Origin of the sequence: Cupriavidus sp. 30B13 (assembly GCF_049059565.2) — a bacterium.
Lineage (GTDB): Bacteria > Pseudomonadota > Gammaproteobacteria > Burkholderiales > Burkholderiaceae > Cupriavidus.
On sequence record NZ_CP188224.1, the window covers coordinates 3,118,912 to 3,140,412 of the forward strand.

Sequence of the window (21,501 nt, forward strand, 5' to 3'; positions counted from 1 at the left end):
GGATGCTCAGGCGTGCAGATGGGTGGGACCGGCCGCGGCGGCGGGCTCGGTTTCGAACTTGCTCTCCGGCTGCATGCGGAAGGCCAGCACCACGCCGACCCCCATCAGCACCATGCTGCCGATAAACGGCAGCTCCCAGCTGCCGAAGCGGTCGATCAGGTAGCCCGACAGCACCGGCGAGATGATCGCCGCCAGCGCCGAGCCGGTATTCATCATGCCGCTGGCGGTGCCGGAGTATTCCGGCGCGATATCCATCGGGATCGCCCACATCGGGCCGATGGTCATCTCGGCGAAGAAGAAGCCGGCGGACAGGCAGGCCATCGAGACATAGAGCTGGTGCGTGAACAGCATCGGCAGCAGCACGATCATGGTCAGCAGCATGCAGGCCGCCACCATCCAGCTGCGCGCGCGCTTCAGGCTGCCGGTGCGCTCGTAGAGCTTGTCGGTCACCACGCCGCCGAGCGTGTCGCCGAGCACGCCGGCGAAGAATACCGCCGAGGCGAACACCGCCGACTTCTTCAGGTCCAGGTCATAGCTGTGCAGGAAGTACTGCGGGATCCAGCTCAGGAACAGCCATAGCGTCCAGCCGTAGCAGAAGTAGACGATGGTCACCGGCGCCATGCGCCTGAACAGGCGGCGCCAGGGTATGTTGGCGGACTTGCTGCGCGCGACCGGCAGGGCCTCCAGCTCGGCCGGCGTGATGCGGGGATGGTCCTTCGGCTGCTCGGTGAAGGTCCATGCCCACAGCCCGACCCAGACCAGGCTGATCGCGCCGCAGATGTAGAACGACTCGCGCCAGCCGTAGACCGCCATGATGGCGACCACCGCCGCCGGCGCCACCGCGTTGCCGACGCGCGCGCACGCATGGGTGATGCCCTGCGCGAAGCCGCGCTTGTCCTTGGGCACCCAGCGCGCCATGGCGGCGGTCGCGGCCGGAAAGGTCGCGCCTTCGCCGAGGCCGAGCAAGAGGCGCGCGGCCAGCAGCGAGACCAGCCCGCCGGCAAGGCCGGTCAGCAGCGTGGCGATGGCCCACAACACGCCGCACACGATCAGCGTGCGCTTGGCGCCGAAGCGGTCGCTGACCCAGCCGCCGATGATCTGGAACACGAGGTAGGGGTAGGCGAAGGCGGAGAACACCAGGCCGATCTCGGTCTTGCTGAGGTGGAACTCCTGGCCGAAGCCGGCTGCTGCGGTACTGACGTTGACGCGGTCGAGATAGGTGATGAAATACATGATGCACAGCATCGCCAGCACGATGCTGGTCGCACGAAAGCGCTTCATTGCTTGTCTCCGGTCTGTTGTCTGCCGGCCCGGCGCGTGCCTGGGCCTGGTGTCGGGCCTGCTCTGCGGCGGGCTGCCGTGTGCGCGGCAGGCGGCGGGGCTGCGCCCGGCAACACCGCTCCCTGGCCTCGCCCGCTTGGGTGAAGCCATGCCTGTGCGTATTGCGATTCACTGATGGGCGCTGCGATTCGCCGCTATCCGCCGCTATCCGCCGCTGTGCGCCGCTATTCGCCGCTATTCGCTGCTATTCGCTGCTATTCCACTGCCACTACCGTTACCCCACTGCCCCTGCCCGGAAAGGCCGCGGCAACGCGGCCGCCTTTCCGGACGAACTCAGGCCGCGGCCTTGAGCGCCGGCTTGTCTTCCAGCGAAACGAGATAGTCCATGGCCGCGGCCACGCCGCTGGCCGCCACCGGCACGCCCGAGAGCTTCAGCCCCATCTCGCAGCCGGCCAGGGTGGCCATCAGGGTCAGGTCGTTGCAGTCGCCGAGATGGCCGATGCGGAACATCCTGCCGCGCATCTTGCCCAGCGCCTGCCCCAGCGACATGTCGAAGCGTTCATAGATGCGCTTGCGCACGGCATCGGCGTCGACACCCTCGGGCATCATCACGCCCGTCAGCACCGGGCTGTAGAGCGCCGGATCGGCGCACTGGATTTCCAGGCCCCAGGCCCGCACCGCGCGGCGGGTGGCCTCGGCCAGCCGCTGGTGGCGCGCGAACACGTTGTCCAGGCCCTCGTCCAGGATCATGTCGAGCGCCTCGGACAGGCCATAGAGCAGGTTGGTGTTGGGGGTGTACGGCCAGTAGCCGTTCTTGTTGGCCTCGATGATCTCGTCCCAGCCCCAGAACGCGCGCGGCAGCCTGGCCTGCTTGCTGGCCGCGATGGCCTTCGGCGAGAGCGCGTTGAAGCTGATCCCCGGCGGCAGCATCAGGCCCTTCTGCGAGCCCGACACCGTCACGTCCACGCCCCATTCGTCATGGCGGTAGTCCGCCGAGGCCAGGCCGGAAATGGTGTCCACCAGCAGCAGCGCCGGGTGGCCGGCCGCGTCGATGGCGCGGCGCACCGCGGCGATGTCCGACGTCACGCCCGTGGACGTCTCGTTGTGCACCACGCACACGGCCTTGATGGCATGGCCGCCGTCGGCGCGCAGGCGCGCCTCGATCATGTCGGCGCGCACCCCGTGGCGCCAGCCCTCGATGCCGGGCAGTCCGATGAACTCCGGCTTCAGGCCGAGCGCCTCGGCCATCTTCTTCCACAGCGAGGCGAAGTGGCCGGTCTCGAACATCAGCACGGCGTCGCCCGGGCTCAGCGTGTTGGTCAGCGCGGCTTCCCAGGCACCGGTGCCGGACGCCGGATAGATGATGACCGGCTGCGTGGTCTTGAAGATCTTCTTGATGTCGGCCAGCACCTTGCGGCCCAGCGCACCGAACTCGGGACCACGGTGGTCGATGGTCGGGTAGCTCATGGCGCGCAGGATGCGGTCGGGCACCGGGCTCGGCCCCGGGATCTGCAGGAAGTGGCGGCCGGCGGGATGGAAGTCGAGCTTGATCATGAGTGATGCCTCCTTGTCTTGAATCATGAATTTTGCATTCAAAATACTTTAGCAGACGAAACGACCCGACCCAAGCGCAGAATCGACGCTCCCGGCTGGTGTTTACCCCGAAGCCGCTTGTGACCGATGAGATGCAGTAAAATGCGAAAAAACGCAACGGGAAGGACTTTGTATGCAAAATCCACAAAATCCGGCCGACGGTGGCCTGGCCCGCCCCGCCCCGATCCTGCCCAAGGTGGAGCGGCAGCGGCTGCACGAAATGGTGGTCGACCACCTGCGCAAGTTCATCGTGGAAGGCGTGCTGTCGCCGGGCATGAAGCTCAACGAGCGCGAGCTGTGCGAAACCCTGGGCATCTCGCGCACGCCGCTGCGCGAAGCCTTCAAGGTGCTGGCCGCCGAGGGCCTGATCGAGATCTCGCCCCACCGCGGCGCCAGCGTCTCGCGCATGACGGAAGCGGAAGTGTGGGAAACCTTCGAGCTGATGAGCGGCCTGGAAGCATTCTCGGGCGAGCTCGCCTGCGAGCGCATCACGCCGGCGGAGCTGGCCGAGATCAAGGCGCTGCACTATGCGATGCTGGCCTGCCGCGTGCAGAACGACCTGCCCGGCTACTACAGCCGCAACCAGGAAATCCACGACCGCATCAACGAAGCGGCCCGCAATTCGGCGCTGCGCCAGACCTACCAGTCGATCAACCGGCGCCTGAAGGCGCTGCGCTTCCGCTCCAACCACCAGACCGACAAGTGGGACCGCGCCGTGCACGACCACGAAGAGATGATCAAGGCGCTGGAAGCGCGCGACGGCAAGCTGCTGGGCGCGATCCTCAAGCGGCACCTGCTGGAAAAGCGCGATGCCGTGATGCAGATCCATCCCGACCCGGTCGGCGACGTGGTGACGCATAACGCCTGAAGGGGCAAGGCCAGCCTTGCTCCGCGCGCGCGGGCCGGCGCGCAGCGGCGGCGCGTCAGATCACGCCATGCCGCCGGAGTTCGCCGATGCGGTGCGCGTCATAGCCGATCCCGGCCAGCACCTCGTCCGTATGCTCGCCCGCCGTGGGCGACCTGCGGTCGAGCGCCGGCGGCGTGCGCGACAGCCCCACCGGCGGCGCCACCAGCGGCGCCGGACGCTCCAGCCCCGGATAAGCCACCCAGCAGAACGCCCCGCTGGCCCCGATCACCTCGTCGCGCAATGCCTGGCGCGGCGAGTTGACCGGGCCGGCGGGAATGCGCGCATGCTCCAGCGCGGCCAGCGCCTGCTCGCGCGATAGTCCCGCACACCAGTCGGCCATCATCCGGCTGAGCTGCTCGCCGTGCTCGCCGCGGCCGCGATCGTCGGCGAAGCGCGGGTCGTCCAGCACCTCCGGCCTGCCGATCAGCGCCGCCCAGCGGTTGAACAGCGGCTGCCCGATCACCTGCACGATGATCCAGCCGTCGCGCACGCGGAAGATGTCCGACGGGCCCGCGATCGGGCTGCGGTTGCCGCTGGGCCGACGGTCCAGCCCGAGCAGCGATTCTTCGATCAGTGCGCCGCTGGCCATGTTGAGCGCCGTGCGCAGCAGCGACGCTTCCACCAGTTGCCCCTGTCCGCTGCCCCGGCGTTCGAGCAGCGCGGCCATGACACCGAGCGCGCAGGCCAGCGCGGTGGAAAAATCCACCACCGGCACCATTGCCTTGGCCGGCTGCAGCGGCATGCCCGAGGCGTAGACCGCGCCGCTCATCGCCTGCCCGACGCCGTCGAAGCCGACCCGGTCCGCCACCGCCGGGTCCATGCCGAAGGCCGACGCCACCGCGACGATCACGTCGGGCCGGACGGCGCGCAGCGCGTCGTAGTCCAGCCCGAGCCGCCGCAGCGTGTCCGGCGGCATGTTGACCACCACCACGTCGGCGCTGCGCACCAGGTCGCGCACCACCTCCCGGCCCCGCGGCGATTCGATGTCGAGCGTGATCGAGCGCTTGCCGCGATTGACCTGCATGAAGATGGCGCCCGTGCCATCGGCCGCCACCGGCATCACGAAGCGGTCCTCGCTGCCGCCCAGCCGGTCCACGCGGATCACGTCCGCGCCGAAGTCCGCGAGCAACGCGGCGCAAAAAGGACCGGCGATATAGCGGCCGAGATCGAGCACACGGATACCCTGCAAAACCGCTGACATGGACATTCCCTCCGGTGAATCCTTGCCACGGGCGCCATTAGGCACCAATAGGCACCATCAAGCGCCATCGAGCGCAACATCGGCGCCGGCCCGCGCGCCGCACCGCTCACGCACCGTCCACCCCCACGTCCACTCCGCGCGTCTCCCGGTAGAACAGCAGCAGCGCCACGGCCGCGAGCACCGCCCAGCCGACCGGATACCACAGGCCGGCGTACTTGTTGCCGCTCTGCACCGAGATCGCGAACACCAGCGTCGGCAGCAGGCCGCCGACCCAGCCGCTGGCGATGTTGTAGGGCACCGACATCGAGGTATAGCGGATGCGCGTCGGGAACAGTTCGACCAGCGTGGGCGCGATGGCCGTCACCGACAGGATCGACAGGCAGAAGAAGACCGACAGCAAAGCGAAGATGGCCCACAGGTCCGACGGCGAAGGCGTGGCCCGCTCAGGGTAGCCCGCCGCCGACAGCGCCGCCTTGATGTCCTCGCGGAAGGCCGCGGCGCGCTGCGTTGCCGCGGCGCCCGCCAGCGCGCGGCCGTCGTACGAGGCGACCGAGGCCGCGCCGATGCTGACGGCCGCCGCCTCGCCCGCGCGCGCCGGCACCAGCTCGTAGTCCAGACCCATGCCGGCCAGCGCCTGGCGCGCGACGTCGCAGGCGCTGTCGAAGCGGCGCGTGCCGGTCGGGTTGAACATGAAGGTGCAGTCCGCCGTGTCGGCGCTCACGGTGACCGGCGCGCGCGCGGCGGCGGCGGCCAGTTCCGGGTTGCCGTAGTGGGCCAGCGCCTGGAACAGCGGGAACACCGCCAGCGCCGTCAGCACGAAGCTGGCCAGCAGCACGGGCTTGCGGCCGAAGCGGTCGCACAGCCAGCCGGAGGCGATGAAGAACGGCGTGCCCACGGCAGCCACCCACAGCACGATGGTGTTTACCGTCTTGCCGTCGAGCCGCAGCGTCTGGGTCAGGAAGAAGGTCGGGTACAGCACCGCGATGTAGTACATCGAGGTCATGCCCGCGCACAGCGAAAAAGCCAGGAAGATGCGCCGCAGGTTCCTGCCGTCCATGAAGGTGTCGCGCACCGGCGACGCCGAGATCTGCCCGGCGCGCTTGAGGCGCTGGAACATGGGCGACTCGTCCATGCGCAGCCGCAGCGCCACCGAGATCGCCAGCAGCACCAGCGAGAACAGGAACGGGATGCGCCAGCCCCAGTCTTCGAAGGCGTCGCCCGAGACCGTGCGCGCCAGCAGGATCATGCCGAACGACATCAGCAGCCCGGCCGTGGACGAGGCGGAGATCCACGAGGTGCTCAGCCCGCGCCGCGACGGCGGCGCGTGCTCGGCGACGTAGACCATCGCGCCGCTGTATTCGCCGCCCACCGCGAAACCCTGCAGGATGCGCAGCGAGATCAGCAGCACCGGCGCGGCGATGCCCAGCGTGGCGTAGTCGGGCAGCAGGCCCACGCCCACGGTGGCCACGCCCATGATGCCCACCGTGACGAGGAAGGTCTTCTTGCGCCCCACCATGTCGCCCAGGCGCCCGAACACCAGCGCGCCGAGCGGACGCATCATGAAACCCACGGCAAAGGTCAGCAGCGCGAAGATGAAGCCCGTGGTGGGGTCCACGCCGGCGAAGAAGCGCTTGGCCAGCACGCCGGCCAGCGCGCCGTACAGCACGAAGTCATACCACTCGAAGGCGGTGCCGATGGCGGCCGCCGAGACGATGCGCGAGACCCCGCGGCCCTGTGCCTTGGCGGCTACCGCGCGGGTTTCCAGCTCGATTGAAGTGCTCATTGCAGTCTCCGTTGTCGGGTATGCCCGATCGTTTCTCTGTAACGACGCGAAGGCTTCCGATTCCGGCAGGATGCCGCGGCGCCTGCATCGAGGTTGGTGCACGCGCCGCGGCAAGTCAACGAAGGGGCTGCGGCGGTTCCGTACCTTGAGCGAAGTCCGGCGGATTGCCGCCCGGCAGCCTCAATGGCAGTCGTCGAGGCCCGCCAGCAAGGCCTCCAGTTCGCGCGCGGCCTGGCGCAACCTCGGCACCACGCGCTTGCGCACCGCGGCGAGGCTAGGCCGCAAACCCACGGCGCCGCAGCTCAGCGCCATCGGCAAGCGGTGCCGTCCGGCATGCAGCGGCGTGGAGATGCCGTAAGCGTCGCGCTGGAACTCGCCGATGCACACGCAGGCGCCGGATGCGTCGATGTCCTCGAACGCGCTGGCGATGCTCTCGCGCAGGATGCCGGCCTGGGTGCCGGCCGCCGCCAGCAGCATCCCCACGTGGGTGTCCCGCTCGGCGGGGGGCAGCGCGTGCAGCCATGCACGGCCGATGGAAGTGAAGCTCATCGGCAGCACCGATCCTTCGCCGAGCCGCAGCGTGGCGATGCGTTCGCCGGTGCAGTAAGCCACGTAGAGCATGTCGAGATGATCGCCCACGCCCAGCGCCACCGAGACGTCGAGCTCGTCGGCGAGCCGCTGCATCAGCGGCCTGGCGAGGCGGCGCACGGGGCTGCCCTCCAGGAACGCGTGGCCGATGCCGAGCGCGCCGCTGCCCAGTTCGAACAGCTGGCCGCCCGCGGCGCGGCGCAGGAAGCCGAGCTGCAGCAGCGTGGAAGTCAGGCGTGACACCACCGCCTTGGAATAGCCGGTGCGGCGCACCAGCTCGATATTGGACAACGGCGCGCGGTCCGCGCGGAATGCGCGCAGCACTTCGAGCCCGCGCTGCAGCGTCAGCGTGACGGCCTGCTCCGCCATGGCGTCGTCGGCGGCGCCGGTCATGTGGCGGCCTCCGCGGATGCCGGGTGGCCGCTCGCGTACGCCTGCTGCAAGCGCAGCGCAATGGCCAGCAGGCGCGGGCCGATGTCGCGGTCCACGCGCGCGCGGGTCATGCGCTCGCCGCGGCCGAGGCAGCCGAGCACGAGCGGCGCGCCATCGGTCAGCATCAGCGGCGCGGCCACGGTGACCATGTCCGATCTGCCTTCGCCGGGGCAAGCGCAGAAGCCGCCGCCCATCACCTGCGACATGGCCTCGCCGATGCGCCGGCGCGAGCGGCTCCACTCGCGCGGGAAGCGCCGCTCGAGATTCTCCAGCAGGTAGAAGCGCTCCGAATCGGGCAGCGCCCCAAGCAGCGCCCAGCCGAGCGGCGAGCCGCAGATGCCGAGCCGCTCGCCGACCTGGTAGTCGCGCGGGATCATGGCGCCCTGCCCCTTGCAATGCTCCAGCACCACGATGTCGAGACGGTCGCGCGTGCCCAGCGCGAGATGGGTCTGGGTGCTGTCGCCCATCTCCTGCATCAGCCGGCGCGCCACCAGCCGCAGCTCCGAGTGGGCGATGGCGGCGTACCCCAGCGACAGCACCGCGGCGGCCAGCGCGTACTTGCGCAGCGCGGCGTCGCGATGCAGGTAGCCCAGGGCCACCAGCGAGCGCAGCAGGCGCGACACCGTGGGCGCGGGAATGTCCGTGCGCGCGGCGATTTCGCGCGTGCTCAGCCATCGCTCCTGCGCCGTGAACGCGCCGAGCAAGGCCAGCCCGCGCGCGAACGGCGCCACGCGCGGCGCCGGGGCGGCCTGCGCCGCGGGCGGCAGGTCCGGCAGGTCCGGCAGGTCCGGCAGGCGGGCCATGGTGTGCGGGGATGCGCTTCAGCGCTCGCCGGCGCCCGGCGGGTCCGTAAACACCGGCGGGCGCTTCTGCCGGTACGAGGCCAGCCCCTCGCGCACCTCCGGCCCGCCGAAGCCGAACATCTCCAGCGCCAGCGAGGCATCGAAGACCGGCCCCGCCTGCCGCAGCCAGTTGTTGAGCGCGTACTTGGTCCACTGGATCGCGGTCGGCGCGCCGTCGGCCAGCCGCACCGCGGTACGCAGCGCGGTGCGCTCCAGCTCGGCCGCATCCACCGCCAGCGACACCAGCCCGATCTGCTCGGCGCGCTCGCCGCTGACCGGCTCGCACAGCAGCAGGTGGTACTTTGCCTTGGCCATGCCGCACAACAGCGGCCACACGATGGCCGCATGGTCGCCCGCGGCTACGCCCAGGCGGGTATGTCCGTCGACGATCTTCGCGCTCTTGCTGGCAATGGAGATATCCGCCAGCAGCGCCGCCACCAGCCCGGCACCGACCGCCGGGCCCTGGATCGCGGACACGATCGGCTTGGCGCAATTGACGATGTTGTAGACCAGGTCCTTGGCCTCTTTCCATACCCGGCAGCGGGCCTCGAAGGAATCGATCATCTCCTGCACCATGTCGAAATCGCCGCCGGCGGAAAAGGCATCGCCGGCACCGCACAGGATGACGGCGCGCACGGCGGGGTCACCGTCGATGTCGCGCCAGACCTCGGTCAGTTCCTGGTGGCCGAGCGCGTCGAGCGCGTTGAGCCGCCCGGGCCGGTCGATGGTCACGCGCAGCACGCCCGCGGCGGGGCGGTCGAAGGCGAGGCGCCGGTAGCGCGCATAGCGCTGGTCTGTCGGGGCTGCTGTGGTGGCTGCTGTGGTCACTTCGGGTTGCTCCTTGCCGGGCGGGCGGCCGACGGGTCAGGTGATCGAGCGGCGCGCGGTCAGGCCACCGTCGACGGTAACGATCACGCCCGAGGTATAGGCCGACCTGTCCGAGGCGAGAAACACGAACAGGTCGGCGATCTCCTCCACGTGCGCCGCGCGCCCGCGCGGAAAGCGCGCCAGCATCTCGCCGTAGCGCTCGGCGTCGCCGAGGGTGGCCTGCGCGCGGCCGCGCATCAGCTTGACGATGCGCGCGGTCATGACCGGGCCGGGATTGACGCCGGCCACGCGGATGCCGTGATCCAGGCTGCGCCCGCCGAGGGACTTGGTGAACGCCATCAGCGCGGCGTTGCCGGTGGAGCCGGCCACGTAGTCGAAGTCGAAGTTCTCCCCGCCGCTGCCGATGTTGTTGAGGATCACGCCCGCGCCGCGCGCCTGCATGCGGCGGTAGATTTCCCGCGTGAGGTCGATGTAGCCGAACACCTTCAGCTCCCAGCCACGGCGCCAGCGCGGCGCGTCGACGTCCCACAGGTTGCCGCCCGGGATGTCGCCCGCGTTGTTGACCAGGATGTCCGCGTCGCCGCCGAAGGCCACCACGCGGGCCAGGCTTCCGGGTTCGGTCAGGTCCAGCGCCAGGACGCTTGCCGAGACGCCGAAGCGCCGCGACGCATCCGCGGCGATCGCCTCGAGCGCCGCGGCCGAGCGCGCCACCAGCAGCAGGTCGGCGCCTTCGCGCGCGAACGCGGTGGCGAGCCCGGCGCCGATGCCCTGCGACGCGCCGGTGATCAGCACCGTCCTGCCCTTGAGGTGCAGGTCCATGTCGTCTCCTTTTCCTTTCGTCCTTGCGGGCCGCGGCCTATGCGGCGGCGGCGCCCACGCAGCGCCGGATGGCATCGAGCGCCGCCGGATCGTCGAGCGCGGTCAGGTCGCCCGCGGGCTGGCCGGCATAGGCGCTGCGGATCAGCCGCCGCATGATCTTGCCGCTGCGCGTCTTGGGCAGTTGCGCGACGAAGTGCACGCCGCCGGGGCGGAACGGCTTGCCGAGCCGCTGGTCCACGTGGTCGGCCAGCACCCGGCCGAGCGCGTCGAGGTCGCCGGCGTGGCCCGCCGCCGGCACCGCGAACACCACCAGGCGCTGCCCCTTGACCGCGTCGTCCACGCCGATCGCTGCCACCTCCGCCACGCCGGGCAGTTCCAGCAGCACCTCCTCCACTTCGGCGGGGCCCAGCCGCTTGCCGGCCACCTTGATGGTGTCGTCGGAGCGGCCCAGCAGGTAGAACACGCCATCGGCGTCGCGCATGGCCAGGTCGCCGTGCACCCAGGTGCCGGGAATGGCCTGCCAGTAGGTATCGAGGTAGCGCTGGTCGTCCTGCCAGAACGAATGCGTCATGCCGACGAACGGCCGCCGCACCACCAGTTCTCCCACGCTGCCTTCGAGCGTGGCGCCGGCGGCATCGGCCACCTCCACCGCCACGCCCGGCGACGCCATGTTGAAGCCCGACGGCACGATCGGCCTGACCACCACGTTCGACAGCAGCGCGCCGGACACCTCGGTGCCGCCGGTGTAGTTGATGACCGGGCAGGCACCGCGGCCGAAGCTGGCCTGGAACCAGTTGAAATGCTCGGGGTCGATACCCTCGCCCGCCGTGATGAGCAGGCGCAGCGTGCCGACGTCGCCCCGCGTCGCCACCGCGGCGTTGGCGGCCATGCCGCGGATCAGCGTGGGCGCCGAGCCGAAATGCGTCACGCCGTGCCGCTCCACCAGCCGCGACATGCGCGACCAGTCCGGGAAGTCCGGCGCGCCGTCATAGCACACCAGCGTCGCGCCGCGCATCAGCGCGCTGGCCGTCACCAGCGCGCCCGCGATCCAGCCCATGTCGGCCGGCCAGCAGACCACGTCGCCGGCCTTGATGTCGAAATGCACGGCGGCATCGTGGGCGATCTTGAGAGGAAATCCGCCGTGCACGTGCACCGCGCCCTTCGGCTTGCCGGTGGTGCCGGAGGTGTAGATCACCATGAACGGGTCGTTGGGGTCCATCGACAGCGGCGCGTCCAGCGGCCCGGCGCCGGCACAGACGTCCTGCCAGTCGAGATCCGCGCCGAGGTCCGGCAGCCGGGTTCCGGTCTGGTGCCAGATGATCCGCGCCAGCCCCGGCAGGCGCTCGCGCAAGCCCGCCGCCATCGCATGCAGGTCGATCCGCCGGCCGCGGCGCTCGAAGCCGGTGGACGCGATCAGCGTGCCGGCCGAGCAGGCCGCCAGCCGCGCCGCGATGGCATCCGCGCCGAAACCGCTGAACAACGGCACCACGATGGCCCCGACATACGCCACCGCCAGCAGCGAGACGGCGGCCTCGATGCCATTGCCCATCAGCAGCCCGACGCGGTCGCCGCGGCCGATGCCCAGGCCCGCCAGTCCGCCGGCAAAGCGTGCCACGCGCCCGCGCAGTTCCGCATAAGTCAGGCGTGCCACATCGCCGCGTTCGTTCTCCGCCGCGATGGCAATGCGGCCGGCATGTTCCGGCTGCTCCGCCCAGGCCAGGATGGTGCGCGTCCAGTTGAGCCGGCCGCCCGCGAACCAGCGCGGGAACGCCGCGCCCGCGGACTCGTCGAGATACCGGAGGTAGGGCCGGTCCCACCTGATGCCGCAGAAATCGTTGACGGCGCGCCAGTAGCGGTCGGGGTGCCGGACCGAGAACGGGTACAGTTCCTCCAGGCGGGCGAGACCCAGTTGCGTTGCCAGCGACTGGAAGCACGACGACGCGATATCGCTCTCGCCGGGTACCCAGGCGGGACAATTCGGGTGGTTCATGGACTTGTCTCCGGTTTGCTCTCTTGCCGAGTATTCGTTCTGGCACCCATTTAACGTAGGGCCGGCGAGCATCGTCAAGCGCGCATTCGCCCTTGTTCCGTACTTTGATTTTTATGGCGAGACGGCGACAGCGTAGCACGGGCGCGCGCACCTCCCCCCACCCCGTGGCAATGTGAAATTCACCGTGCGAAATGGCTAGACCGGCGTCGCGGGCGGGCGCAGAGTATGTCTCCGGCCGGGCGCGCGCCATGCATCGGCGTAGCCGCGCCAGGCACCCTGGATTGCGTAAAGACTGGAGACCCGATCATGTCCGACAACCAAGACGTCCGCCCGCCGCTCCCGCCGTTTACCCGCGAATCGGCCATCGAGAAAGTGCGGCTGGCGGAGGACGGATGGAACACACGCGATGCCGCGAAGGTCGCCCTCGCCTACTCGCTCGACACCAAGTGGCGCAACCGGGCCGAGTTCGCCGATAACCGCGACGAGGCCCGCGCCTTTCTGGAGCGCAAGTGGAAGAAGGAGCTCGACTACCGGCTGGTCAAGGAGCTATGGGCATTCACCGGCGACCGCATCGCGGTGCGCTATGCGTACGAGTGGCATGACGATTCCGGCAACTGGTTCCGCTCCTACGGCAACGAGAACTGGGAGTTCGGGCCGGACGGCCTGATGCATCACCGCTACGCCTGCGTGAACGACATGCCGATCCGGGAGTCCGAACGCAAATTCCACTGGCCGCTGGGCCGGCGGCCCGACGATCATCCGTCGCTGAGCGATCTCGGGCTGTAGCGGCCGTTCGGGGAGCGGCCGGCGGCGGCGCCGTCAGCCGCGCGCGGCCTGCATCTGCGCCGGGCCGGGACGCGCGGGCCGGGCCAGCGCCGCATCGAGCCTGCGCTGGCCGAGCGCGAGCGCCAGCTCCACCGAAGTGCCGGCGCCGTCCCAGCATCCGCGCAGCACGGTGCGCACGTTCTCGGCGATGCCGCGGCACGTGCCGCGCATGGCCTCGGCCGGCGCCTGGCGGTGGACTTCGACCGCGGACGCATACTTCAGCCCGCCCGCATTGGCGATGAAATCGGGCACGTAGTCGATGCCGCGCGCGCGCAGCTGCGCCGCCACCGCGTCGTGCGACAGGATGTTGTTCGCCGCGCCGCAGATGACGCGGCAGCGCAGCTGGCCCGCCACTTCCGGCGTCACCACGCCGCCGAGCGCGCAGGGCGCGAGGACGTCGCATTCGGCCAGCATCGCGTCGTGCGGCGCGCACCACGTGGCGCCGAGCTCGCGCGCAAGCGCTTCGCGGGCCGGGTCGATGTCGGCGAGCAGCAGGCTGGCACCCTTGGCCTTGAGCGCGCGCGCGAGCAGCGTGCCGATGCCGCCCAGGCCGACGATGGCGATGCGCAGCCCGCTCACCGAGCTGGCGCCGAGCGCGACCTCGGCGGCCGCTTCGATCGCGCTTTCCAGCCCGGCGAAGGTGCCCTCCGTGGTGCCGCCCGCGCCGCCCGCGGCCTTGCTGCGCCCGCCGGCCCACGGCGTGCGCCGGAAGATGAAGTCCATGTCCTCGGGGCCGGTGCCCACGTCGGGGCCGGCCATGTACGCGCCCTGCAGGTCATGGATCTGCTCGGCGACGTCCAGCAGGATGGCTTCCTTCAGCGCGCGCGTGACGCTGGCGCCGGCCGGCAGCGGCACCACCGACTTGCCGCCGCCGGTGCCGTTGTCGATCGCCGCGGCCTTGTAGGTCATCGCGTGCGACAGGCGCAGGCAGTCCGCCAGGCCCTCGGACGGCGTGTCGTAGTGCTTGATGCGCAGGCCGCCGATGGCCGGGCCCAGCGTGGTGGAATGGATGCCGATCATGACCGGCAGCCCGGTGCGGCGCCCGGGCTTGACCTGGACGTGTTCGTGGTCGGTCGGGATCTGGATGGCGTGCATGTACTGTCCTCGGGAAAGGTTGCCCGTCTCGCGGACGCGGAGCGGGGCGCGCAAGGCAAGGGCCGCGGCGATAGCCGAGTCTATGGCGCGGCGGCGGGACGAATCTAGAACGTTCTTGCCCGCGCGGCCTGCCGCGCGACCGCGCCCGGCGTGATGCCCAGCAGGGACTTGAAGTGGCGCCCGAGGTGGCTCTGGTCGGCGAAGCCGGTGTCGGCCGCCACGTCGCCGATGGCGCCGCCGCGCAGCAGCCGCGCTTTCGCCTCATGGACGCGCAGCACCAGCTGGTAGCGGTGCGGGGACAGCCCGTAGGCGGCGGCGAACTTCCGGCACAGCGCGAACACCGAGAGCGAGGCGGCCTGCGCCAGCGTGTCGAGCGTCACCTCGTCGGCGTAGTGCGCCCGCAGGTACTCGCGCGCGCGCTCGACGCGCCAGTCGGGCGCCGCAGGCGGCGCGCCGGGCGCCTGTTGCGCCGCGCCCCATCGTGCCCACACGCCGTCCCAGAACAGTTGCCATTCGCCAGGCCACGTTGCCAGCCGCTGCGGATGCTGCAACGCCAGCGCGACGAAGGCCCGCACATGATCCGAGAGCGGCGCATGCGCGGCCGCCGCGGACGAAAGCCAGCCCGCCGGCATGCCGCGCGCCGCGCACTGCAGGCGCCATTCGGCGTCCGGCACGTAGATCATCGCGTATTCGCAGCCGGCCTCGCCCACGGTCTTGCCGGCGTGGGCCTGATGCGGCGCGAGCGCATAGACGTCGCCGCGCGCGAGGCGGTTCGGCTGCCCCGCCCGGGGCGCGATGTCCTTGGCGCCCGAGAGCACCGCGCCGAGCGCCCAGCCGTCGTGGGCATGCTCGCCGAACCGGTGTTGCTGGAAGCGCGCATGCAGCACTTCGACGCGCCGCGGCGCATGCAGCACGCCGTAGCGGGCGAGGTCGGCGCGCCGGGTTTCCGGCTGGGCAATATGCGTCATGTGCAGGTGGATCCGGCCGCTGTGCGGAGTGCCGGATTATCGCAAGGAAACGCGCCGCGCGCTGGCGGGCACGGCGGGGGCGCGCGCCGGGATGGCCTCGTGCATTAGGATCGCGACCCGTGCGAACTTGCAAGACCGGCGCCGCGGCGCTGGCCTAGTCTTGACCATGCGATGCGCTTCCCACCGAAGCCGCACGGCCCCCCAACGGAGCCGAACGTTCCCCGCGCCGCGCGGGCACGATGATTCGAATGGAGCATGCGATGGAAATCCGGAAAAGCGACAGCGCCGTGGTATTGATCGACCCGCAGAACGACGTGCTCAGCGAAAGCGGCGCCAACTGGGGCGCGGTGGGCGCGAGCGTCACCGAGAACCGCACCGTCGAGAACATGGAGCGCCTGTTCAAGGCCGCCAAGGCCGGCGGCTTCGAGGTCTTCATCTCGCCGCACTATTTCTACCCGACCGACAAGGGCTGGAAAGCCAACGGCCCGCTCGAGGCGGACGAATTCCGCACCGGCACGTTCGCCCGCAGCGGCATGCTGAGCCTGGCCGGCTTCGAGAACTCAGGCGCGGACTGGCTGGACCGCTTCAAGCCCTATATCGACGACGGCCGCACCGTCGTCGTCGCGCCGCACAAGGTGTTCGGCCCGCAGACCAACGACCTGATCCTCCAGCTGCGCAAGCGCAAGATCGACAAGATCGTGCTGGGCGGAATGCTGGCGAACATGTGCGTGGAGTCGCATCTGCGCGAGCTGATCGAGCAGGGCTTCGAGGTGGCCGTGGTCAAGGACGCCACCGCCGGCCCGCGCCATCCGGTGTGGGGCGACGGCTACCGCGCGGCGATGGTCAACTTCCAGTTCCTGGCCCATGCCACGCTGTCGACCGACGAAGCGGTCGCCGCCATGGCGTGAGGCCGCCGCATCGCCACTGACGCCGTACCGCAGCGCCTCCCGGCGGCCGGCTCGGCCGGCCCCTCAACCTCCTCTTCGCGGAAGCACGCCATGAAACTCTACTATCACCCCCTCTCCGGCCACTCGCACCGCGTGCGCCTGTTCCTGTCGCTGCTGGGCGTCGACTACGAGCCCATCGAAGTCGACCTCGCCGCCGGGGCGCACAAGTCGCCCGAATACCTCAAGCTGAACCGCTTCGGCCAGGTGCCCACGCTGGTCGACGGCAGCGACGTCGTCACGGACTCCAACGCGATCCTGGTCTACCTGGCCAAGAAGCTGGACAAGCCCGACTGGCTGCCCGAGGCGCCGCTGCCGGCGGCCGCGGTACAGCGCTGGCTCTCGGTCGCCGCCGGCGAGATCGCCTACGGCCCCGCGGCGGCGCGCCTGATCACCGTGTTCGGCGCGCGCCTGAACGCCGAGGAAGTCATCGCGCGCGCCCACGCGGTGCTCAAGCTCATCGACGCGGAACTCGAGGGCAAGGACTATCTCGCGCAGCCCCGGCCCACCCTCGCCGATGTCGCGCTGTACGGATACATCGCGCGCGCGCCGGAAGGCAACGTGGATCTGTCCGGCTACCGCAACGTGAACGCCTGGCTGCGGCGGATCGAGGCGCTGCCGGGCTTCCTGCCCTTCGCCAGGACACCGGTCGGGCTCGACGCCCCGCAATAGCCGGCAGCACAGCACAGGGCGAACATGGACACGACTCCCACGCACAAGCCCGGGGATTCGCCGTGGCACGCCGGCGAACTCCGCATCCAGGAGAGCCTGGGCGTCGCCGAGCGGATGCGCGACGTCGGCCGCCGCGTCATCCGCGACTTCATGCCGGAGCAGCACCAGCTCTTCTTCTCCGGCCTGCCGTTCCTCGTGGTGGGCACGGTGGATGCCGACGGCGATCCGTGGGCCACGCTGCTGGCCGGCAAGCCGGGCTTCGTGGCGTCGCCGGACAGCCGGCTGCTGCGCATCGGGATCGCGCCCGATCCGCGCGATCCCGCCGCCGCCGGCCTGGCCGACGGTGGCGGCATCGGCCTGCTCGGCGTGGAATTCCAGACGCGCCGGCGCAACCGGCTCAACGGCGTGGTGGCCAACCGTTCGGCCACCGCGTTCGAGGTGGCGGTGACGCAGAGCTTCGGCAACTGCCCGCAGTACCTGCAGATGCGCGAGGTGGAGTTCGTGCGCGATCCGTCCACGCCGGCGCCGGACGGCGCGCAGCCGCTGGCCGCGCTGTCGGCGCGCGAGCGCGCGCTGATCGGCGGCGCGGACATGCTGTTCGTCGCCTCCTATGCGGACCTGGCCGGCGGTCCGCGGCAGGTCGACGTATCGAACCGCGGCGGCCGGGCCGGCTTCGTGCGGCTGAGCGAGGACGGCGTGCTCACGATCCCGGATTTCGCCGGCAACCTGTTCTTCGCCACGCTCGGCAACTTCCTGCTCAACGCGCGGGCCGGGCTCACCTTCGTCGACTTCGAGACCGGCGACATGCTGCAGATGGCGGGCACCGCCGCGGTGGATTTCACTTCGCCCGAGATCGCCGCGTTCCAGGGCGCGGAGCGGCTGTGGCACTTCACCCCGCAGCGCATGCTGTTCCGGCCCGGGGCGCTGCCGATCCGCTGGCACTTCCTGCCCAACGGCTGGTCGCCCAACTCGCTCATGACCGGCAGCTGGGAAGAGGCGGCCGAGCGCCTGAAGGCCGCCGCGCTCGCCGATGCGTGGCGGCCGTTCCGCGTGACGAAGATCGTGGAGGAAAGCACGCTGATCCGCTCGTTCCACCTGCAGCCCGCCGACGATGCCGGGCTGGTGCCGCACCAGGCGGGGCAGCACCTGCCCATCCGCGTGACGCCGCCGTGCTGCACCCGGCCGGTGATCCGCACCTACACGATCTCGGTGGCGCCGTCCGATGGCCTGTACCGCATCAGCGTGAAACGCGAAGGGCTGGTTTCCGGGCACCTGCACCGCAGCCTGCAGGTCGGCAGCCTGATCGAGGCGCGCGCGCCCGCCGGACAGTTCGTCGTCGACGCGGCCGAACGCCGGCCCGCGGTGCTGCTGGCCGCCGGCGTCGGCGTGACGCCGCTGCTGGCCATGCTGCGCCATATCGTCTACGAAGGGCTGCGCAAGCGCGGCGTGCGCCCGACCTGGATCTTCCATGCGGCGCGCTCGCTGGCCGAGCGCGCCTTCGCGAAGGAGATCGCCCGCGTGGCCGACAGCGCCGACGGCAAGGTGCGCGTGGTGAGCGTGCTGGCCGATACGCAAGGCGCGCGCGAAGGCCTCGACTACGACGCCGCCGGCCGCATCGACATGGCCCTGCTGCGCCGGACGCTGCCCTTCGACGACTACGACTTCTACCTGTGCGGGCCACCCGCCTTCATGCAGGCGACCTATGACGGCCTGCGCGGCCTGAACGTCGCGGATGCGCGCATTCATGCCGAGGCTTTCGGTCCCGCCGGCATCGCGCGCACGCGCGACGCCGCGCAGCAGGACGCGGGTCCCGTGCGCAGCGCGGCGCAGTCTCCCGTGCCGGTGGCCTTCGTGCGCTCGGGGAAGGAAGCGCGCTGGACGCCGGACAGCGGCTCGCTGCTCGACCTCGCGGAAGCGCGCGGGCTGGCGCCGGAGTTCGGCTGCCGCGGCGGGAGTTGCGGCACGTGCCGCGCCAGGGTGGTCGAAGGCGCGGTGGCCTACCTCGGCGCGCCCGAGTTCAAGGTGGCCGACGACGAAGCGCTGATCTGCTGCGCGGTGCCGGCGAGCGCCGAGACCGGCGGCGGCGCGCGGCTCCTGCTCGATCTCTGAGAATCTCCGGGAAAATCTCCCGGAAAGCGCCCGCGGCGCAGGTGCAGCCATCCGGCTGCCTCCCGCCCCGCTACGCCGCCTCACTTCGCCGCCTCACTTCACGACATGGAAATCGAACGATGCCCGGGACGTCACGAAGATCAGGCACGCATCCGGCGAGATGCACTTGGTCACGTGCGGCTCGCCGCCCTTCTGGTACCAGTAGGAACCCGCCGGCAGCGGATGATCGGCGGTGCTGGCCATGGGCTCGTTGGCCACCACGCCGCTGATGACCACGCCGTAGTAGCTCGCCGTGTGCGTGTGCGGCGGGCTCGCCGTATTGCCGTCCATCCGGATGAAGTTGCTGTGCGCGCCGTGCGCGGGATCGCCCCAGCCGTTGGCCACGGTGAGGCCCTCCTTGCTCTTGTAGAACCGCATCTCGGATGCGGGGACGATCACGGTCCGGTCCGCCGGCGCGCCGGCCGGGGCCGCCGCGGCGGACAGTGCGGCGGACAGTGCGAAGGCGGCCAGCACGGCCGGCATGAAGCGATGGCGGGGCATGGCGCCTCCTGGTGCGTGCGGTGGCCTAGCGGGAAAACATCACCGGCACCACGAAGCTGACGGTGCCCTGGTCGATGGTCTCGTGGTTGGCGTTGACCAGTTCGATCAGGACCTTGTGCGGACCCGCCGGCAGCCCGGTGATGATGAGCTGCTCGCCGCTCGCGTCCGCCCAGTGCCACGGCAGGTCGTCCACGCTCACGTGGATGTGGCCGATGCGCGGCGAGTCGTCGAGCGCCTTGGGGCCGAACACGGGCACGATGTGCAGGTTCTCGGCGCGGTACTGGATGAAGACCAGGCCGCGCGTGAGCGGCACCGCCAGCGGCGCATCGATGAAAAGCTTCGGCGGCGGCTCGCTGGCGAGCGGCACGACCGGCGCGGCGCCGCGGATATCCCTGACCGTTTGCGCCGCCGCGGCGGAAAAGCACAGGGCGGCCACGACGCCGGCGATTGCATATTTCATATCGGTTCTCCCGCACATGCTGCCATCACGACCATCTCCACCGCCGCGGCCATGTCGCCGGCCGCGGCCTGCCCGGCCCGGCGCAGGCTGCGCACCGGATCCGTTTGTTCCATTGTCGGGCGGGCACGCCGGCAGGTCTTCCCGAATAGCACGATGCCTAGAGAAATCAAACGAGCGCGGGCTCGCCGCGCGGCGAGCCCGCGGGTCCCGCTTGTGCTTGTCCTATCGCTCGGCGGTGGCGCAGGCTACATTGGATGCATGGTGACGCCAGTGCGACCTGACAAAGACGCGGGATCGCGCGTGTTCCGCGCGTTTTCCGTGCGTTCCCCCTCACGGCCGGGCAGCCGCGCCGAGCGGCGGCGCCGGCGCGACTGGATGCAGACAGCCATGGGCATTCGCGAGATCGAGATCTTCCGCGCGGTAATGACTTCCGGCAGCATGAGCAAGGCCGCGCTTCTGCTCGGCGTCTCCCAGCCCGCGGTCAGCCAGGCCATCCGCAAGCTGGAGGTCACGGCGGCGCTGCGGCTGTTCGACCGCACGCGCGGCCGGCTGGTCCCCACCCGCGCCGCCAACGCGCTGATGAGCGACGTCGACCGCTTCTTCTCCGGCTTCGAATTCATCGAGCACCGCATCCGCAACCTGCGCTCGTACGGGCTGGGAAGGCTCACCATCGCGATCAACCCGGCATTCGGCTTCGGCTTCATCTCGCGCGTGATCGCCGCGTTCGACGCCGGCAGGCACGGCATCCAGATCTCGCTGCAGGTCATGAACTCGCACGAGGTCCACCAGACGGTGCTGGCCGGCAAAGTGGACTTCGGCCTGATGGCCAAGGGCATGTCCCTGGCGGGCCTGGAACACTCGACGTTCGCGCAGCTGCTCGCGGTGGCGGTGATGAAAAACGGCCACCCGCTGGCGCACAAGCGCACGGTCACTCCGCAGGACCTGGTGAAGCAGCCGTTCATCGCGCTCAACTCGGGAGACCCGACGCGGGTCCTGCTGGAGACGCTGACCGCCGAAGCCGATGTCTTCCTCAATCCGCTGGTGGAAACGCCGAACTCGCACACCGTGTGCGAGCTCGCGCTCGCGGGGGTCGGGATCGGCGTGGCGCATCCGCTGGTCGCGGCGGACTTCGCTACCAGGGGCCTGGTCATCAGGCCGCTTTCGATCGACGTCGTCCTCCACAGCGTGATTGCGTTCCGCGCCGGCGCGCCATTGTCCGAGCCCGCCAAGGGCCTGATCCGGCAGATGCGCGTGCAGCTCGAGCAAGACTCGGCGGCGCTCGCCGCCCGGCTGGCGGCGCTGTAGGCCTGGCCGCCAGCATGGCGGCGGGCGCACGGGCCGCGCGGCTTCAAGGTGATTGCCGGCCATCGCCGCAGGCCGGGACGCCCCGGAGAGACATAACGCAGGCTTATCGACTTCGCGCCCCCGCGTATTGCCAAGCGCTGCTGCATTGCCGAAAATGTCTTCACCGCCGGCCCATAAGCTGCGCAAATAGCCTGTCGCAGGCCACGTCCGCGGCGGCGGCCGGCCGGGACATCCGCTCCCGCGCGCCGGCCGCGCAATCACCCGAGGAAGCCATGAAGCGTGATCCGACATGCGCCGGTGCGACGGCGACGGCGTTCCC

19 protein-coding genes are annotated in these 21,501 nt (G+C 70.4%); 6 read left to right on the forward strand and 13 right to left on the reverse strand.

The features are described from left to right. Positions 1 to 6: 6 nt before the first annotated feature. Together ACKI2N_RS32995 and ACKI2N_RS33000 are read right to left on the reverse strand one after the other, a co-directional pair. Positions 7 to 1,281, reverse strand: coding sequence for an MFS transporter (locus ACKI2N_RS32995; RefSeq protein WP_420996590.1), 1,275 nt, complete (start codon positions 1,279 to 1,281; stop codon positions 7 to 9). A 333-nt stretch (positions 1,282 to 1,614) separates the two neighbouring features. Further along, positions 1,615 to 2,835 carry a pyridoxal-phosphate-dependent aminotransferase family protein gene (locus ACKI2N_RS33000; protein WP_420996591.1) on the reverse strand — a complete coding sequence of 407 codons (1,221 nt, stop codon included), beginning with the start codon at positions 2,833 to 2,835 and terminating at the stop codon, positions 1,615 to 1,617. Positions 2,836 to 3,007: 172 nt separating this feature from the next. On the opposite strand from ACKI2N_RS33000, the gene ACKI2N_RS33005 reads away from it, so the two are divergent. Continuing rightward, positions 3,008 to 3,742, forward strand: coding sequence for a GntR family transcriptional regulator (locus ACKI2N_RS33005; protein ID WP_420996592.1), 735 nt, complete (start codon positions 3,008 to 3,010; stop codon positions 3,740 to 3,742). 55 nt (positions 3,743 to 3,797) lie between these two features. Here the strand turns inward: ACKI2N_RS33005 and ACKI2N_RS33010 are convergent, their stop codons facing one another. From ACKI2N_RS33010 to ACKI2N_RS33040, 7 genes are all read right to left on the reverse strand, one after another. Then, positions 3,798 to 4,982, reverse strand: a complete 1,185-nt coding sequence (locus tag ACKI2N_RS33010) for a CaiB/BaiF CoA transferase family protein (protein WP_420996593.1) — start codon at positions 4,980 to 4,982, stop codon at positions 3,798 to 3,800. 106 nt (positions 4,983 to 5,088) lie between these two features. Then, a complete protein-coding gene (locus ACKI2N_RS33015; protein WP_420996594.1) occupies positions 5,089 to 6,765 on the reverse strand; it encodes an MFS transporter in 1,677 nt (558 codons plus the stop codon). 180 nt (positions 6,766 to 6,945) lie between these two features. Continuing rightward, entirely contained in the window at positions 6,946 to 7,746 is an 801-nt protein-coding gene (locus ACKI2N_RS33020) for an IclR family transcriptional regulator (protein WP_420996595.1), read from the reverse strand. Continuing rightward, positions 7,743 to 8,588: an IclR family transcriptional regulator gene (locus ACKI2N_RS33025; protein ID WP_420996596.1), complete on the reverse strand. Its 846-nt coding sequence runs from the start codon at positions 8,586 to 8,588 to the stop codon at positions 7,743 to 7,745. The genes ACKI2N_RS33020 and ACKI2N_RS33025 overlap by 4 nt, the downstream gene beginning before the upstream one ends. 18 nt (positions 8,589 to 8,606) lie before the next feature. Continuing rightward, positions 8,607 to 9,455 carry an enoyl-CoA hydratase/isomerase family protein gene (locus ACKI2N_RS33030; RefSeq protein ID WP_420996597.1) on the reverse strand — a complete coding sequence of 283 codons (849 nt, stop codon included), beginning with the start codon at positions 9,453 to 9,455 and terminating at the stop codon, positions 8,607 to 8,609. A 36-nt stretch (positions 9,456 to 9,491) separates the two neighbouring features. Next, positions 9,492 to 10,274 carry an SDR family oxidoreductase gene (locus ACKI2N_RS33035; RefSeq protein ID WP_420996598.1) on the reverse strand — a complete coding sequence of 261 codons (783 nt, stop codon included), beginning with the start codon at positions 10,272 to 10,274 and terminating at the stop codon, positions 9,492 to 9,494. Positions 10,275 to 10,311: 37 nt separating this feature from the next. Continuing rightward, a complete protein-coding gene (locus tag ACKI2N_RS33040) occupies positions 10,312 to 12,264 on the reverse strand; it encodes an AMP-binding protein (RefSeq protein WP_420996599.1) in 1,953 nt (650 codons plus the stop codon). 306 nt (positions 12,265 to 12,570) lie between these two features. Between ACKI2N_RS33040 and ACKI2N_RS33045 the strand changes: the two genes are divergently transcribed. Next, complete coding sequence (locus ACKI2N_RS33045; RefSeq protein ID WP_420996600.1) at positions 12,571 to 13,050, forward strand: DUF1348 family protein; 480 nt, start codon at positions 12,571 to 12,573, stop codon at positions 13,048 to 13,050. Positions 13,051 to 13,083: 33 nt separating this feature from the next. On the opposite strand, the gene ACKI2N_RS33050 is transcribed toward ACKI2N_RS33045, so the two are convergent. Together ACKI2N_RS33050 and ACKI2N_RS33055 are read right to left on the reverse strand one after the other, a co-directional pair. Then, positions 13,084 to 14,184, reverse strand: coding sequence for a Glu/Leu/Phe/Val dehydrogenase dimerization domain-containing protein (locus ACKI2N_RS33050; RefSeq protein ID WP_420996601.1), 1,101 nt, complete (start codon positions 14,182 to 14,184; stop codon positions 13,084 to 13,086). Between the two features lie 104 nt (positions 14,185 to 14,288). Continuing rightward, on the reverse strand, positions 14,289 to 15,152 hold the full coding sequence (locus ACKI2N_RS33055) for an AraC family transcriptional regulator (protein ID WP_420996602.1): 864 nt from the start codon (positions 15,150 to 15,152) through the stop codon (positions 14,289 to 14,291). A gap of 260 nt (positions 15,153 to 15,412) precedes the next feature. Between ACKI2N_RS33055 and ACKI2N_RS33060 the strand changes: the two genes are divergently transcribed. From ACKI2N_RS33060 to ACKI2N_RS33070, 3 genes are all read left to right on the forward strand, one after another. Next, positions 15,413 to 16,060 carry a cysteine hydrolase gene (locus tag ACKI2N_RS33060; protein ID WP_420996604.1) on the forward strand — a complete coding sequence of 216 codons (648 nt, stop codon included), beginning with the start codon at positions 15,413 to 15,415 and terminating at the stop codon, positions 16,058 to 16,060. Positions 16,061 to 16,150: 90 nt separating this feature from the next. Then, positions 16,151 to 16,768 carry a glutathione S-transferase family protein gene (locus tag ACKI2N_RS33065; RefSeq protein WP_420996605.1) on the forward strand — a complete coding sequence of 206 codons (618 nt, stop codon included), beginning with the start codon at positions 16,151 to 16,153 and terminating at the stop codon, positions 16,766 to 16,768. A 24-nt stretch (positions 16,769 to 16,792) separates the two neighbouring features. Next, positions 16,793 to 18,877: a pyridoxamine 5'-phosphate oxidase family protein gene (locus ACKI2N_RS33070; protein WP_420996606.1), complete on the forward strand. Its 2,085-nt coding sequence runs from the start codon at positions 16,793 to 16,795 to the stop codon at positions 18,875 to 18,877. 93 nt (positions 18,878 to 18,970) lie between these two features. On the opposite strand, the gene ACKI2N_RS33075 is transcribed toward ACKI2N_RS33070, so the two are convergent. Both ACKI2N_RS33075 and ACKI2N_RS33080 read right to left on the reverse strand, forming a co-directional pair. Continuing rightward, on the reverse strand, positions 18,971 to 19,417 hold the full coding sequence (locus ACKI2N_RS33075) for a DUF4437 domain-containing protein (protein WP_420996607.1): 447 nt from the start codon (positions 19,415 to 19,417) through the stop codon (positions 18,971 to 18,973). 25 nt (positions 19,418 to 19,442) lie between these two features. Further along, positions 19,443 to 19,877: a DUF6130 family protein gene (locus tag ACKI2N_RS33080; RefSeq protein ID WP_420996608.1), complete on the reverse strand. Its 435-nt coding sequence runs from the start codon at positions 19,875 to 19,877 to the stop codon at positions 19,443 to 19,445. 375 nt (positions 19,878 to 20,252) lie between these two features. On the opposite strand from ACKI2N_RS33080, the gene ACKI2N_RS33085 reads away from it, so the two are divergent. Beyond that, positions 20,253 to 21,182: a LysR substrate-binding domain-containing protein gene (locus tag ACKI2N_RS33085; protein ID WP_420996609.1), complete on the forward strand. Its 930-nt coding sequence runs from the start codon at positions 20,253 to 20,255 to the stop codon at positions 21,180 to 21,182. Positions 21,183 to 21,501 lie beyond the last annotated feature (319 nt).

Excerpts from the sequence above, each read along its gene's own strand:
- ACKI2N_RS32995 (WP_420996590.1), bottom strand. The coding sequence starts at position 1,281 with ATGAAGCGCTTTCGTGCGACCAGCATCGTGCTGGCGATGCTGTGCATC.
- ACKI2N_RS33075 (WP_420996607.1), bottom strand. The coding sequence starts at position 19,417 with ATGCCCCGCCATCGCTTCATGCCGGCCGTGCTGGCCGCCTTCGCACTG.
- ACKI2N_RS33070 (WP_420996606.1), top strand. The coding sequence starts at position 16,793 with ATGGACACGACTCCCACGCACAAGCCCGGGGATTCGCCGTGGCACGCC.
- ACKI2N_RS33020 (WP_420996595.1), bottom strand. The coding sequence starts at position 7,746 with ATGACCGGCGCCGCCGACGACGCCATGGCGGAGCAGGCCGTCACGCTG.
- ACKI2N_RS33000 (WP_420996591.1), bottom strand. The coding sequence starts at position 2,835 with ATGATCAAGCTCGACTTCCATCCCGCCGGCCGCCACTTCCTGCAGATC.
- ACKI2N_RS33060 (WP_420996604.1), top strand. The coding sequence starts at position 15,413 with ATGGAAATCCGGAAAAGCGACAGCGCCGTGGTATTGATCGACCCGCAG.
- ACKI2N_RS33085 (WP_420996609.1), top strand. The coding sequence starts at position 20,253 with ATGCAGACAGCCATGGGCATTCGCGAGATCGAGATCTTCCGCGCGGTA.
- ACKI2N_RS33035 (WP_420996598.1), bottom strand. The coding sequence starts at position 10,274 with ATGGACCTGCACCTCAAGGGCAGGACGGTGCTGATCACCGGCGCGTCG.
- ACKI2N_RS33015 (WP_420996594.1), bottom strand. The coding sequence starts at position 6,765 with ATGAGCACTTCAATCGAGCTGGAAACCCGCGCGGTAGCCGCCAAGGCA.
- ACKI2N_RS33010 (WP_420996593.1), bottom strand. The coding sequence starts at position 4,982 with ATGTCAGCGGTTTTGCAGGGTATCCGTGTGCTCGATCTCGGCCGCTAT.
- ACKI2N_RS33005 (WP_420996592.1), top strand. The coding sequence starts at position 3,008 with ATGCAAAATCCACAAAATCCGGCCGACGGTGGCCTGGCCCGCCCCGCC.
- ACKI2N_RS33040 (WP_420996599.1), bottom strand. The coding sequence starts at position 12,264 with ATGAACCACCCGAATTGTCCCGCCTGGGTACCCGGCGAGAGCGATATC.
- ACKI2N_RS33055 (WP_420996602.1), bottom strand. The coding sequence starts at position 15,152 with ATGACGCATATTGCCCAGCCGGAAACCCGGCGCGCCGACCTCGCCCGC.
- ACKI2N_RS33050 (WP_420996601.1), bottom strand. The coding sequence starts at position 14,184 with ATGCACGCCATCCAGATCCCGACCGACCACGAACACGTCCAGGTCAAG.
- ACKI2N_RS33080 (WP_420996608.1), bottom strand. The coding sequence starts at position 19,877 with ATGAAATATGCAATCGCCGGCGTCGTGGCCGCCCTGTGCTTTTCCGCC.
- ACKI2N_RS33045 (WP_420996600.1), top strand. The coding sequence starts at position 12,571 with ATGTCCGACAACCAAGACGTCCGCCCGCCGCTCCCGCCGTTTACCCGC.
- ACKI2N_RS33025 (WP_420996596.1), bottom strand. The coding sequence starts at position 8,588 with ATGGCCCGCCTGCCGGACCTGCCGGACCTGCCGGACCTGCCGCCCGCG.
- ACKI2N_RS33065 (WP_420996605.1), top strand. The coding sequence starts at position 16,151 with ATGAAACTCTACTATCACCCCCTCTCCGGCCACTCGCACCGCGTGCGC.